12 protein-coding genes and 1 pseudogene are annotated in these 13,066 nt (G+C 66.3%); 1 reads left to right on the plus strand and 12 read right to left on the minus strand.

Annotation, left to right across the window (positions count from 1 at the left end):
• Window positions 1-72 precede the first annotated feature (72 nt).
• The gene (locus M1E01_RS12590) at window positions 73-669 is read left to right on the plus strand and encodes a CGNR zinc finger domain-containing protein (RefSeq protein WP_457971921.1); all 597 of its coding nucleotides are present in this window, start codon (window positions 73-75) and stop codon (window positions 667-669) included.
• Between the two features lie 61 nt (window positions 670-730).
• Here the strand turns inward: M1E01_RS12590 and M1E01_RS12595 are convergent, their stop codons facing one another.
• The 12 genes and pseudogenes from M1E01_RS12595 to M1E01_RS12650 all read right to left on the minus strand — a co-directional run bounded on the left by M1E01_RS12595 (window position 731) and on the right by M1E01_RS12650 (window position 12,987).
• Window positions 731-1,477, minus strand: a complete 747-nt coding sequence (locus tag M1E01_RS12595) for a maleylpyruvate isomerase family mycothiol-dependent enzyme (protein WP_457971922.1) — start codon at window positions 1,475-1,477, stop codon at window positions 731-733.
• A gap of 106 nt (window positions 1,478-1,583) precedes the next feature.
• A complete protein-coding gene (gene argH, locus M1E01_RS12600) occupies window positions 1,584-3,020 on the minus strand; it encodes an argininosuccinate lyase (RefSeq protein ID WP_457971923.1) in 1,437 nt (478 codons plus the stop codon).
• A 5-nt stretch (window positions 3,021-3,025) separates the two neighbouring features.
• Complete coding sequence (locus tag M1E01_RS12605; protein ID WP_457971924.1) at window positions 3,026-4,231, minus strand: argininosuccinate synthase; 1,206 nt, start codon at window positions 4,229-4,231, stop codon at window positions 3,026-3,028.
• A gap of 101 nt (window positions 4,232-4,332) precedes the next feature.
• Window positions 4,333-4,863, minus strand: a complete 531-nt coding sequence (locus M1E01_RS12610; RefSeq protein WP_457971925.1) for an arginine repressor — start codon at window positions 4,861-4,863, stop codon at window positions 4,333-4,335.
• Window positions 4,864-5,889 (minus strand): ornithine carbamoyltransferase, encoded by a 1,026-nt coding sequence (gene argF, locus M1E01_RS12615; protein ID WP_457971926.1) that lies wholly within the window; start codon window positions 5,887-5,889, stop codon window positions 4,864-4,866.
• On the minus strand, window positions 5,886-7,157 hold the full coding sequence (locus M1E01_RS12620) for an acetylornithine transaminase (RefSeq protein WP_457971927.1): 1,272 nt from the start codon (window positions 7,155-7,157) through the stop codon (window positions 5,886-5,888). Before M1E01_RS12620 ends, argF begins: the two co-directional genes overlap by 4 nt.
• Entirely contained in the window at window positions 7,154-8,110 is a 957-nt protein-coding gene (gene argB / locus M1E01_RS12625; protein ID WP_457971928.1) for an acetylglutamate kinase, read from the minus strand. Before argB ends, M1E01_RS12620 begins: the two co-directional genes overlap by 4 nt.
• A gap of 28 nt (window positions 8,111-8,138) precedes the next feature.
• Complete coding sequence (argJ, locus tag M1E01_RS12630; protein WP_457971929.1) at window positions 8,139-9,305, minus strand: bifunctional glutamate N-acetyltransferase/amino-acid acetyltransferase ArgJ; 1,167 nt, start codon at window positions 9,303-9,305, stop codon at window positions 8,139-8,141.
• Window positions 9,302-10,333, minus strand: a complete 1,032-nt coding sequence (gene argC, locus M1E01_RS12635; RefSeq protein ID WP_457971930.1) for an N-acetyl-gamma-glutamyl-phosphate reductase — start codon at window positions 10,331-10,333, stop codon at window positions 9,302-9,304. Before argC ends, argJ begins: the two co-directional genes overlap by 4 nt.
• A 102-nt stretch (window positions 10,334-10,435) precedes the next feature.
• Window positions 10,436-11,581 carry an alanine racemase gene (locus M1E01_RS12640; protein WP_457971931.1) on the minus strand — a complete coding sequence of 382 codons (1,146 nt, stop codon included), beginning with the start codon at window positions 11,579-11,581 and terminating at the stop codon, window positions 10,436-10,438.
• Window positions 11,578-12,311 (minus strand): annotated as a pseudogene (locus tag M1E01_RS12645) (DeoR/GlpR family DNA-binding transcription regulator). Before M1E01_RS12645 ends, M1E01_RS12640 begins: the two are co-directional and overlap by 4 nt.
• A 208-nt stretch (window positions 12,312-12,519) precedes the next feature.
• Window positions 12,520-12,987, minus strand: a complete 468-nt coding sequence (locus tag M1E01_RS12650) for a M20/M25/M40 family metallo-hydrolase (RefSeq protein ID WP_457971932.1) — start codon at window positions 12,985-12,987, stop codon at window positions 12,520-12,522.
• Between the last annotated feature and the right edge of the window lie 79 nt (window positions 12,988-13,066).

Here is a 13,066-nt window from a genome sequence, read left to right on the forward strand (position 1 = left end):
CTCATGGAAATACTTGCTTTTTGGCGTGATTGGAGCCTAGCAGTTACCTCACGTTTAAATGAAACTGATAACATGAGAAGCGTGTCAGATACATTGCTAGCAGCCGCGCCAGGCGCCGAGGAGCATCCCTGCCTCGCGCTGGTCAACACCTCAAACGGACTGTCTGGAGGCAGACGTTACGACGAACTGGGCAGCCCTGAGGCCGCGACGGCTTGGCTAATGGCACGCGATCTCATCGCATCAGAGTCTGTGCTGCAGGAGCACTGCCGCGCCAGGCTCGCAGCGTTGCGCGCAGATCTGCGCGACCTTTTCACGGCGCACACTACTGGGGACGTCCCAAAGACAACGGCCGTGCACGCTGTCAATCGTGCGCTGACCCGTGCCCCCGGCGCGCAGCTGTTACGGTTCGAGCCGGCGGCAGGGTTCACCCGTTGCGCCGAGCATCCCGTGACACAGGTCGTCGAGCACGTCATGGCCGTCATCGCTGATGATGCTGCCTCGCTGCTCAGCGGCGACCAAGCGTCGATGCTCGCGTCCTGTGAAGCGGACTCGTGCGAGCGGTTCTTCCTGCGCACCCACGCACGACGGCAATGGTGCTCAACCCGTTGCGGGGACCGAGTCCGCGCCGCGCGCGCCTACGCACGTAAACGCGCGATACACAGCGCATGAATCAACAGCGCCACCGACTGCGACTCGACGTCGTCAATCAATACGGGCTCTTGAACTCGCTCTAGCTCGTGGGCACCCCGGAAGGCCACGGCAGCAGCTCCGGCAGCTCCACGCCATCGGCGGCGGCCGACGCGCGCAGGCTGCCGAGCGCAGGTTCCCGCCCGGCGAGCCACGCGGCGATGTCCGTGACCATTCCACTGACAACCGTGGAGCGCCCGCCGCTGCCGAGCGTCACGGGAGGCATTCCCAAAGGCTGCAGCACCAGCTTTTGGTCTGCAGGCACACGCGCGGACAGGAAGTTGAAGAGGTGCTCGCAGAAGTGCCTGCTCCACGTCTCCGGACCGCGGCCGGTGCCGAGATCCGAGGCATGGATCACGAGTTCGCGCCAGAGTGCGCGGCCGCCGTCGAGCACCACTCCCCCGCGGTACGAGATGGGCGCCTGCCAGCCTGCAGCTGCCGGTGAAGCGTCCACGGAATCGAAGGCGCGCAGCGCCCGTTCCAGCGCTGCGGCGAGGTCCGCCCGGTGTTGTTCAAGGGAGTGTCCGGCGCTCATTTCGATGGCCTTCGTACGGCCGTCATAGCCGCCGTCGTACAATTCCACAGTTTCTCCGCGCGCCGCGAACTCGACTTGCCGGGCCATGGCGTTTGAGATGGCGGCGATGTGCGCCAGAACGTGCCCGCGGCTCCAGCCGGGCAGCGCGGAGGGCGCCGGGACGTCCGCGTCGGTGAGCTTCGCTGTGAGGGAGGAAACGACGTCGGCCGCCTTGTGGAGTTCGGCGCGCACAGCGCCAGGTGTGATTGCGGTCATGCCGCCATCGTAGCGGAGTGGGATTGCCGCTTAACGCAGCGAGATGGCACTTCGCGGCAGTCTCCGTGGAAAACACTGCTGCGAAATGCCACCTCGGTTGCGCTGACTAGCCCGCGTACTCCCTGACGTCGGCAAGCTCGCCTTCCAGCGCCGCCAGCTGGCGTTCGACGGCGGCCGGTGCGGTGCCGCCCTGGGAGCTGCGGCTGTTGAGGGAACCCTCGGTGCTCAGGACGGTGCGGACGTCGGGAGTCAGATGCTCCGAAATCTCCGCATACTCCTCGTCCGTCAAATCCCACAGCTCGACGCCGCGGCTTTCGGCCTGCTTCACCGCGGCGCCGGAGAGCTCGTGCGCCTCACGGAACGGAACGCCCTGGCGGACAAGCCATTCGGCGATGTCGGTGGCCAGCGCGAAGCCCTGCGGAGCCAGGGCTTCCATCCGTTCGGCGTTGAACTTCAGTGTTGCGATCATGCCGGACACGGCGGGAAGCAGCAGCTCCAGCGTGTCTGCCGCGTCGAACACCGGTTCCTTGTCCTCCTGCAGGTCGCGGTTGTACGCCAGCGGCAGGCCCTTGAGTGTCGCGAGCAGCCCGGTCAGGTCGCCGATCAGGCGTCCTGCCTTGCCGCGTGCCAGCTCGGCCACATCCGGGTTCTTTTTCTGCGGCATGATCGAAGAGCCGGTGGAGTAGGAATCGTGCAGGGTCACGAACGAGAACTCCTTCGTCGCCCACAGGATGACTTCCTCGGAGACCCTCGAAAGGTCAACCCCGATCATGGCCGCGATCCAGGCGAACTCGGCGAAGACGTCGCGGGAGGCGGTGCCGTCGATCGAGTTGTGGACCGCGGAGAAAAAGCCCAGGTCCGCCGCGACCGCCTCCGGGTCCAGTCCCAGCGAGGATCCGGCGAGGGCGCCGGAACCGTAAGGCGAAACACCGGCCCGCTTGTCCCAGTCCTGGAGCCGCTGCACATCGCGCAGCAGGGCCCAGGCATGGGCCAGCAGGTGGTGGCTGAGCAGGACAGGCTGGGCGTGCTGCAGGTGGGTGCGGCCGGGCATGGCCACGCCCTGGTGCGCTTTGGCCTGGTCTACAAGTGCATCGATTGTGGCCAGCACACCGCGCGCGATAATCCGCGCATGGTCGCGCAGGAACATGCGGCCAAGGGTGGCCACCTGGTCGTTTCGGGAGCGTCCGGCACGGAGCTTGCCGCCCAGCTGCGGTCCGGCACGCTCGATCAGGCCGCGTTCCAGCGATCCATGAACGTCCTCGTCGGACTCCGCAGGCAGGTAGGCGCCGGAGGCAACGTCCTCGTCCAGTCGCTTCAGGGCAGCCAGCATGCCTTCCAGCTCGGTGTCGTCCAGCAGCTGTGCCTTGTGCAGCACCCGGGCGTGCGCCATGGAACCGGCGATGTCGTACCGGGCGAGCCGCCAGTCGAAGTGGGTGGACTTACTCAACGCTGCCAGTGCGTCCGCGGGGCCGCCGGCGAACCGGCCGCCCCACAGTGCACCGGTGTTCGTGGCTGCCGATTTGGTGATTTCCTGCTCAGCCACAGGGGCTACTTTCCTGCGACGCGGATGTCGCGACCGGAGGCGACCTTCGCAGACATGCCCCACAGCTCGATAAACCCGCGGGCCATGGACTGGTCGAAGGTGTCACCGGTGTCGTAGGTGGCGAGATCGAAGTCGTACAGCGAGGTCTCGGAGCGGCGTCCGTTGACGATCGCCTGGCCACCGTGCAGGACCATGCGGATGTCCCCGGAGACGTAACGCTGGGTGTCCTCGATGAAGGCGTCGAGGGAGCGCTTAAGCGGGGAGAACCACTGGCCGTCGTAGACCAGTTCGGCCCAGCGCTGGCCGACCGTCGCCTTGAAGCGGGCCTGTTCGCGCTCGATGGTGATGTCCTCGAGGTGCTTGTGCGCGGTGATCAGTGCCATGGCGCCGGGAGCCTCGTAGATTTCGCGGGACTTGATGCCCACGAGGCGGTCCTCGACGACGTCGATCCGGCCTACGCCCTGGGCGCCTGCGCGGCGGTTCAGTTCCTTGATGGCCTGCAGCGGGGTGACCTTCACGCCGTCGATCGCCACGGGGATGCCCGCTTCGAAGGAGATGGTGACTTCATCCGGGGCCGGGGGGAATTCCGGCGCTGCCGTGTAGTCGTAGATGTCCTTCGTGGGGGCGTTCCAGATGTCCTCGAGGTAGCCGGTTTCGACGGCGCGTCCCCAGACGTTCTGGTCAATCGAGTACGGGTTCTTCTTGGTCGTCTCGATGGGCAGTCCCTTTTCCTCGGCGAAGGCGATGGCCTTGTCGCGGGTCAGGGCGAGGTCGCGGACCGGTGCGATGCACTTCAGGTCCGGGCCGAGGGTCTGAATACCGACTTCGAAGCGGACCTGGTCATTGCCCTTGCCGGTGCAGCCGTGGGCCACGGTGCTGGCGCCGAATTCACGGGCGGCCTTGACCAGGTGCTTAACGATGACCGGGCGGGAGATGGCGGACACCAGGGGGTAGTGGCCCTGGTACAGCGCGTTGGCCTTCAGGGTCGGCATGCAGTACTCGTTGGCGAACTCGTCGCTGGCGTCTGCCACGTAGGCCTCGACGGCGCCGCAGCCCAGGGCGCGCTGGCGGATGGTCTCCAGTGATTCGCCGCCCTGTCCGACGTCCACCGCGACGGCGATGACCTCGGCGCCGGTGGCTTCACCGATCCAGCCGATGGCTACGGAAGTATCGAGGCCACCGGAGTAGGCCAGAACAATACGCTCAGTCACGTCAAATGCTCCTTAGTTGTTTGGTTGAACTTGTTTTTCGTCTGATGAAGAGCCTGTCACATTGCAGCGGCGGGCCCAATCTGAAGGGGTACGGGTTGGCTTTACTGGCCGGCTTCCTCTGCAAGCTGCAGAAACCGCGCGGCGAGATCCGGGCCGCCCTGCGGATCACGGGCCACCAGCAGGACGGTGTCATCCCCCGCGATGGTGCCGAGGATCGAGGGCATGACTGAGTGGTCGATAGCGAGGGCCAGGAAGTTGGCGGCCCCGGGAGGGGTGCGGAGCACGGCGATGTTGGCCGACGCTTCCGCGGTGACCAGCAGTTCCCCGCACAACCTGGCGAGCCGCGCATCAAGGATTTCCTGGCTCACCCCGCTTTTCGCCGCACGCTCCCCGCCTTCGCCGGGAACAGCGTAGACCAGCACGCCCTCCTTCCCGCGGACCCGGACAGCGCCGAGTTCGACGAGGTCCCGGGACAGCGTCGCCTGGGTGACCTGCACGCCATCGTCCGCCAGCAGAGCGGCAAGCTCTGCCTGGGACCGCACGGACTCTCCTGTCAGGATTGCGGTGATCCGCGCCTGGCGTGCTGTCTTGGTGGCCGGGCTCGCGCCCGAAGCCGGGGGTTGGACGGACAACTAAGCCTGCCCCGCCACCGGCGGCAGCCCGTCGACCACCGCCAGGCCGGACCGGTGCATGAGCCACGCCATCAGGGCCTTCTGGGCGTGCAGCCGGTTTTCCGCCTCATCCCACACGATGGACTGGGGTCCGTCAATGACACCTGCCGAGATCTCATAGCCGCGGTATGCCGGGAGGCAGTGAAGCACGACGGCGTCATCCGCCGCGAGTGCCATGGCGGCCTCGTCGACGGAGTACTTCCGGAACAGTTGGAGCCGGGCTTCTTTTTCGGCCTCCTGGCCCATCGAAACCCAGGTGTCCGTCGCCACGACATCGGCGCCCTTGAGGGCCTCGGCGGCATCGGTGGTGATGAGGACGGAGCCGCCCGTTTCGGCCGCCCGTTCTTCCGCGTCGGCCACAATGGCTGCAGCCGGCAGGTACCCCTCCGGACCGGCGATCCGCACGTGCATCCCCGCGGTGACGCCGGCCAGCAGGTAGGAGTTGGCCATGTTGTTGGCGGAGTCGCCGAGGTAGGCCATGGTGAGGCCCTGCAGGCTGCCCTTGTGTTCCTTGACCGTCAGCAGGTCCGCGAGGAGCTGGCAGGGGTGGTAGTCATCGCACAGGGCATTGATGACCGGAACTTTGGAGTTTTCCGCCATGGCAACCAGTCCGGAGTGGGCTCCGGTCCGCCACACGACGGTCGAGACCATCCGCTCGAGCACCTTGGCGGTGTCCTCCACGGATTCCTTGTGGCCGATCTGCGCCTCACCCGGGTTGATGATGAGGGCGGTACCGCCCATGTCCGCCACACCGGCGGCGAAGGACACCCGGGTGCGGGTGGAGGTCTTGTCGAAAATGACGGCCACTGTCTTGCGTCCGCTGCCTTGCGCGGCGAACGGCTGCACGCTGTAGGGTGCGGCCTTCATGCGGACCGCGAGCTCCAGGACCTCAGCCTGCTCGGCGGGGCTGAGGTCGGTGTCCTTGAGGAAGTGGCGGGTCGGAACGGGCGTAGCCGCTGATGTGGTTGAAGCCGCTGGTGAAGTCACTGTGCGTCCTTTGCAGTTTGCAGGATGGCCGGGAGGGCTGCCAGGAACCGGTCCGCCTGCTCCTCGGTGAGGATGAGGGGCGGCGCGAGCCGGATGGTGCGCGGGCCGGGGCTGTTAATGATGAATCCCGCCTCGAGGCCCGCGGTGACAGCGGCAGGCGCCACATCGGCGTCCAAATCGAAGCCGATCAGCAGCCCTTCCCCGCGGACTTCGGTCACGCCGTCAGCGGCGGCCAGGGCGGAGCGAAGGTGGTCCCCGACCTTCCGGACGTTGTCCAGCACCTGCTGGCTTTCAATGGCATGCAGGGTGGCCAAGGCGGCGGCCGTGGCCACGGGGTTGCCGCCGAACGTGGTGCCGTGCTGCCCTGCGGACAGCAGCGACGACGTTTCCTGGCCGAAGGTCATGAGCGCGCCGATGGGGAATCCGCCGCCGAGGCCCTTCGCCAAGGTCACGGCGTCGGGCACGATTCCTGCGTCTTCGCTGGCCAGCCACTTGCCGGTACGTCCAATGCCAGTCTGGACCTCGTCGAGGATCAGCAGCGCACCGGCCGCCGAGGTGGCCTCGCGGGCGGCCTGCAGGTACCCGGCAGGAAGCGGACGGACGCCGGCTTCACCCTGGATGGGTTCGAGAAAGACGGCCGCCACCGTCTCGTCCACCGCGTTGCGGAGCGCGTCGATGTCGCCGAACGGAATGTGCTCCACGCCGCCGGGCATGGGCTCGAACGGTGCCCGATAGGCTTCCTTCGCCGTCAGCGCGAGGGCACCCATGGTCCGGCCGTGGAAGGCACCTTCCAGGGCGATGATCCTGCTGCGGGTCCCGCCCGGTCCGTCCGAGTTACGCCGGGCCAGCTTGAAGGCGGCCTCGTTGGCTTCCGTCCCGGAGTTCGTGAAAAACACCTTGGAGCCGGACGGTGCGTTGCCCAGGGCCAGGAGCTTTTCGGCCAGGGCAATCTGGGTGGGGCTGGTGAAAAAGTTGGAGACATGCCCAAGCGTGGCCAACTGGCTGGAGATCACCGAGGTCACAAACGGGTGGGCGTGTCCCAAGGCGTTGACAGCGATACCGCCGAGCAGGTCCAGGTACTCCTTGCCGTCCGCGTCCCAGACAAGGCAGCCGGCTCCGCGCACCAGGACACGCTGCGGCGTGCCGAAAACGCCCATGAGGGCCGATGAGTAGCGGGCAAGCCACTCTGAGCCCGCGTGCCCGCTTGTTTCAACGAGCTCAGTCACCGGGGACTGCTCGGCCACTGCCGAGTGTTCAAGATTGCTCATGCTTCCGTTTCCTCGTCGGGGACCACCTGCGTGCCGATGCCCGCCGTCGTAAATGTTTCAAGGAGCATCGAGTGCGCGAGGCGCCCGTCCACGATGTGCGCGCGTTCCACGCCGCCTTCGACGGCCTTCAGGCACGCCTCCATCTTGGGAATCATGCCGGATTCGAGGGAAGGCAGCAGGTCCCGGAGCTCTGAGGCGGTCAGTGACGAGATCAGGGACGAGCGGTCCGGCCAGTTGGCGAACAGGCCTTCGACGTCGGTCAGGATGACCAGCTTGGACGCGCCTAGCGCTTCGGCCAGGGCGGCGGCTGCCGTATCTGCGTTGACGTTCAGGACCTGGCCGGTAGTCTGCCCACGGCCGGCTCCGTCGGCTGCGCCGTCGTTGAAAATCTCCGGCGCAACAGTAGAGATCACCGGGATCCGGCCGGCCGCGAGGATGTCGACAATGCCTTCGGGGTTGACACCCACCACTTCGCCGACAAGACCGAGGTCCACCTCTTCGCCGTTCACCACGGTGCCGGTACGGACCGCGCGCAGCAGGCCGCCGTCTTCACCTGACATGCCCACGGCGTACGGGCCGTGGGAGTTGATGAGGCCCACCAGTTCGCGGCCCACCTGGCCGGTGAGGACCATGCGGACCACATCCATGGCCTCGGGCGTAGTGACGCGCAGGCCGCCCTTGAACTCGGATTCGATGCCCAGCCGGCTCAGCATGGCGTTAATCTGCGGACCGCCGCCGTGCACCACCACAGGATGGATACCCACGTGGTGCAGGAACACCACGTCCTCGGCGAAGGCGCGGCGCAGTTCGTCGTTCACCATGGCGTTACCGCCGTACTTGATCACCATCGTGGTGCCGGCGAAGCGCTGGATCCAGGGCAGTGCCTCGATCAGGGTGCCGGCTTTGTCTTGCGCGTCGCGCATGGACGTTGTCTCGCGGGTCTGGGTGTTCATGCTGCCGTTCTCCAAGGTGCTGGTGGATCTAGCTTGAGTACGCGCTGTTCTCGTGGACGTAGTCGTGGGTGAGGTCGTTCGTCCAGATGGTGGCTTCTGCATCGCCGGCCTGGAGATCGATCTCAACGATCACCTCGCGCGGCTCGAGGTCCACGCGGCTGCGGTCCTCACCGATGCTGCCGTTGCGGCAGATCTGGACTCCGTTCATGGAGACGTTCAGCTGGTCCGGCTCGAAGGCGGCGTCCGTGGTACCGACGGCGGACAGGACACGTCCCCAGTTCGGGTCCTTGCCGAAGATGGCCGCCTTGAAGAGGTTGGAACGGGCGACCGCACGGCTGACGGTTTCGGCGTCGCGTTCGCTGGCAGCGTTGAACGTCCGGATGGCGATGTCGTGACTGGCACCCTCGGCATCGCCGATCAGCTTGCGCGCCAGTTCAGCACACACCTGTGTAAGACCCTTGCCGAAGGCCTCGGCGGAGGGAACGGCACCGGACGCACCGGAGGCCAGCAGCACCACGGTGTCGTTTGTGGACATGCAGCCGTCCGAGTCGGCACGGTCAAAGGTGACCCGCGTGGCGTCGCGGAGGACGAAGTCGAGCATTTCCGGCAGAACGTCGGCATCTGTGGTGAGGACCACCAGCATGGTGGCCAGTCCGGGCGCGAGCATGCCCGCGCCCTTGGCGATGCCGCCGATAGTGAATTCCTGGCCTTTGGCGTCGGCGCCTTTGAATACAGCCTGCTTCGGCACCGTATCCGTTGTCATAATGGCGGCGGCTGCGGCAGCTCCGCCATCAACGGTGAGCGCGGCAGCAGCAGCGTCGACGGCCGGAAGCAGCTTGTCCATTGGCAGCTGCTCGCCGATCAGGCCGGTGGAGCAGACGAAGACGTCTGTGGCGGAAATTCCGAGGACCTTGGCCGTCTTCTCGGCTGTCGCATGGGTGTTCTGGAAACCCTGCGGACCGGTGCACGCGTTGGCTCCGCCGGAGTTCAGGATGACTGCGTCCACGCGGCCGTCGGAGACCACCTGACGCGACCAGTGGACAGGGGCGGCGGCCACCCGGTTCGACGTGAAAACTGCTGCAGCAGCCTTGGAGGGACCGTCGTTGACCACGAGGGCGAGGTCAGGGTTTCCGGACGCCTTGAGTCCGGCTTTCACGCCGGAGGCCCGGAAGCCCTGGGGTGCGGTCACGGTCACGGGGCGACTCCCTGCAGGTTGAGGCCTGCGGTTTCCGCAAGGCCAAGAGCGATGTTCATGGACTGCACGGCTCCGCCTGCGGTCCCCTTTGTCAGGTTGTCGATGGCGCAGGTAACGATGACGCGGCCGGTGTGCGTGTCCAGGGCCAGCTGCATGGCCGCGTGGTTGGAGCCCTGGACGGACTTGGTGGAGGGCCACTGGCCCTCCGGCAGCAGGTGGACGAAGGGTTCGTCGTCGTAAGCCTCCATCCAGGCGGCGCGGAGCTGCTCGACGGACGCGCCCGGCTTGATCCTGGCCGTGGCGGTGGTGAGAATGCCGCGGCTCATGGGGGCCAGCGTGGGCGTGAAGGACACGGTGACTGATTCCCCCCCGGCGTTGGACAGCCCCTGCTCGATCTCGGGAGTGTGGCGATGGCCGCCGCCTACCCCATAGGGGCTCATGGAGCCCATGACTTCGGACCCGATCAGGTTGACCTTTGCGGCCTTTCCGGCGCCCGACGTGCCCGAGGCGGCAACGATGACCACATCCTCGCCCTGGAGCAGCCCGGCGGCAAAGCCCGGCGTCAGGGCCAGCAGTGCCGACGTCGGATAGCACCCGGGCACGGCGATCCGCTTGGCGCCCTTGAGCTTCTCCCGCTGTCCGGGAAGTTCGGGCAGACCGTATGGCCAGGTGCCGGCGTGCGCGGAACCGTAAAATTTTTCCCATGCCGCCGGATCCTCAAGGCGATGGTCCGCTCCGGCGTCGATCACCACGGTGTCCCCGGGCAGCTTAGCGGCGATGTCCGCGGAGGCACCGTGCGGAAGGGCCAGGAACACGACGTCGTGCCCGGCCAGGTTCTCCACGGTGGTGTCCTCAAGAATTCGGCTGGACAGGCCATGGAGATGCGGCTGCAGTTCGCCTAGTCTTGAACCGGCGTTGCTGTGTGCGGTGATGGCGCCGAGGGTGACACCGGGGTGGCCGGACAGAATGCGCAGCACCTCGCCGCCGGCATAGCCGCTGGCACCTGAGACGGCAACAGAAATAGTCATGGTTCCGACTATACAGCAAGAATATGCATAGATCCCGATATTTATGCATGGCTGGCACCTGCCCGCGGTGGGGGCAGATCAGCCGGAGGCAGTACTGACGCGTCAGTTGTTCTTGCCGCGTGCCGCCACTTCCCACCGCCCCGCGAGCGCTCCCGCACGGATGAGACACACCTCGTCCACCAGGTTCATCGTCAGGCACACGTGGTTGGGAACCACCCTGAGCCGCTCTCCGCGGTCCGGCAGAGGGAGTCCCGGCGGCCATTCAACAGTGGCGTGGTGTTCGGACAGGGCGGTAATTCTGGCGTCCGGATGGTCCAGAAGCCGGCCATAGCCGCTGGCCCAGGCCGGGCGGTCGCTGCCCAGGACCTTGCTGCCTGCATCAATGATGAAGCGCCCCGGTTCACCCGGCGCAGTGCGGTGGTGGCTGACCACAGTGCTGGCAACCGTCAGGGCGATGTCGGCGGTTTCGCACCGCCCAAGCTCGAACTGCTGGGCGTCGCCGAACACGTAAACCCCGGGGCGCAGTTCAGTTACCGCCGTGCTGTCGAGAGAGGCACCGCCGCCGGGAGAAGCACTGCCGTTGTGAGAAGCACCGCCGTCGAGAGAGGCAGTGGGGGTGGACCCGCCGCTGACGGTCCGCACGGTGAAACCTGCGGCGGCCAGCTCGTCAGCCCCTCGGCGCAGGGCTTCGTCTTCCTGCCGGGCCGCTGCCATTGGCATTCCCGGCGCGTAGCTGTGGCCCGGGAAGGTGAAGACACCGGCCACGTCCAGTCCGGCAGCTGCGGCGGCCCGCGCAACTGCGGCTGCATCCTCGGGCCGGACGCCGCTGCGGTGGTGTCCGCTGTCGAGCTCCACAAGGACAGAAACCCTGCCCGCACCGGCTCCCAGGTTCCCTCCCATAAAGGCCGCGCTTTCTGCCGAGTCCACGCCCACTGCGACTCTGCTGGTCTCCGCGAGCTTCCGCAGCCGCGCCGCCTGGGATGCCGTCACCCACAGCGGATAAGCGATAAAGATGTCCGCGACGCCAGCCGTGGCGAAGACTTCTGCCTCACCGATGGTCGCCACCGTCAGCCCGACGGCGCCGGCCGCAAGTTGACGCTCCGCGATTTCCAGCACCTTGTGGGTCTTGGCGTGCGGGCGCAGCCGCAGTCCGCGGGCTTGCGCCACCGCGGCCATCCTGGCGATGTTCCGGTCGAGAATGTCGACGTCGATCATCACCTCGGGCGTGGTGATCTCAGGAGGGATCATGACGCCCTGGCCTTGCTGGCGCTGCCGGCAGTCTCTTCGTGAGGTTGCGCAATTCCTGCTCCCCCGGGGTCCACGAGGTGGACCTGAATGCCGGTGTCCCGGAAGAGCTGCACCTGCCCGGCGTCGGCAAACGTGTCTGTGACGAGGATCCAGGGCAGCGGAATCCGGGCCCAGGCGTGGAAGGGCTTTTTGCCAAGCTTGCTGGAGTCAGCGAGGACGTACACGGTGGCGCCGCGCCGCGCCATGAGCTCCTTCAGCCTGGTCTGGGCGTGGTCCACCTCGCACAGGCCGTCTTCTGCGGTCACGGCATCGGCGCTCAGGAAGACCCGGTCGAAGGTCATGCGCTCCAGCGCGGCTTCGGCGAGCGGCCCGACGAGCGTCTGACTCATGCCGCGGAGCCTGCCGCCGAGGCAGTCCACCTGGACGCCCGGTGAATCAGCGAGTTCCTGGAGGGTGTTGATGCCGGGTGTGGCCACCCAGGCAGCAATGGCCTGCTTCTGCTCGAACGCCTCGCCGTGCGCTGGCGCAGGGACGGTTCCGGGTGGGCGCCGAGGGCAGCAGCGCCCCCGTAGGTCCGGGCCAGCTTGCCCTCACCGTTCAGATGCGCGATGTCCCGGCGGATTGTCGAAGCCGTCACGTTGACATGCCGGGACAGTTCCTCCACAGATGCCAACCCGGTGGTGACGGCGAGATGGTAGATCTCTTCCCGTCCGGCCTTCGCTGTCGTCATGCTGCTCCTCCTTCAGGGGCTGATCCTCCATCGGGGCGGTGGCGCCGTCCTCATGCTATGGCCAAAATACGTACCCGGTTCACCAGCAGGCATCCCGCCTCACACGGTTACAAGCTTTTCCCTCCGTCGTCACTCGGGACATCCTGTGAAAGGCCCACCGCAAAAGAAACGGCCGATGCAGCGAACCATATCCGGTTCACATAGTTGTTCACCTGATCATATTTAGCTGGCCTCTGTTCAACTGACCTCCGTTCAGCTGACCTCCGTTCAGCTGATCGAGGAACAATGCCTCGGCCAGGATGCCGTTCCCGAAGTCCGCCGAGTCAATGGACTCATTGGCGCCGTGAGCGCGGGAATCCGGGTCTTCAGCGCCGTTGATCAGGACAGTAGCGTGGGGAAAGCCTCCGCCATGACGCCCGTTACGGGAATTGAACCGCCGACTCCCCTTTCCACAGCCGGCTTTCCCCAAGACTCTTCCACGGCAGTCAGCATGAGACCCCGCTTCCTCCTCACCCTCAATGAAGAAGGTGATGCCGATTCCGAGGCTGTCTTCCCGTTCCTCCCATAGGGCCCGGAAGGCGGCAAGGTGCATGATGATCCCGGCTTTGTTGTCCGCCACGCCCCTTCCGTAGAGCCGACCGTGGCGCTCAGCAGGGGCAACGGCGGGGTCTCCCACAGCGCCGGATCACCGGGAGGCTGGACGTCATGTCGCGCATAGAGGAGTATGCTCGGCCAGCCGCTCCGGACGGACTTTC

Source organism: Arthrobacter sp. D1-17, assembly GCF_054130535.1.